This is a genomic window from Oleiphilus sp. HI0132 (assembly GCF_001635845.1).
The window spans coordinates 1-633 of sequence record NZ_LWGJ01000877.1; the positions used below are offsets into that span (position 1 = coordinate 1).

Below are 633 nucleotides of genomic sequence, written 5' to 3' on the forward strand. Positions count from 1 at the left end.
ACCATCCCCAACGGGTGACCCTCATGTTGGTACAGCATATATTGCATTGTTTAATATGTGTTTCGCCAAGCAACACGGAGGTAAGTTTATCCTTCGAATTGAAGATACTGACCAAGCGAGAAGCACGCCAGAATCGGAACGTGATATTTTATCTTCAATGAAGTGGTTAGGGCTTGATTGGGACGAAGGTCCAGATGTAGGTGGTGATTATGGGCCTTATCGCCAGAGTGAGCGAAAAGACGACTATCGTGCCTATGCCGAGCAGTTGGTCGAACAGGGTAATGCCTTTTATTGTTTTCGTACACCAGAAGAGCTTGATGCGATTCGTGAAGAGCGAAAAGCGGCGGGTTTAAACCCTGGGATTAAAGGTGACCTTGAGTTATCTAGTGACGAAGTCAAAGAACGTTTAGCTCGTGGCGATGCGCATGTTATTCGTATGAAAGTTCCGGACGAAGGTGTTTGCGAAATTGACGATATGTTACGTGGCAAGATAGAGATTGACTGGTCTCAGGTCGATTCTCAAATTCTGCTTAAGTCAGACGGTATGCCTACTTATCACCTGGCGAATGTAGTTGATGACCATTTGATGGCGATCACGCATGTTATCCGTGGTGAAGAGTGGATTAACTCGGC

1 protein-coding gene is annotated in these 633 nt (G+C 46.0%); it reads left to right on the forward strand.

Annotation, left to right across the window (positions count from 1 at the left end; all coding sequences use genetic code 11):
* On the forward strand, window positions 1–633 hold a 633-nt coding region (locus A3766_RS09995; RefSeq protein WP_197479502.1), incomplete at both ends, for a glutamate--tRNA ligase.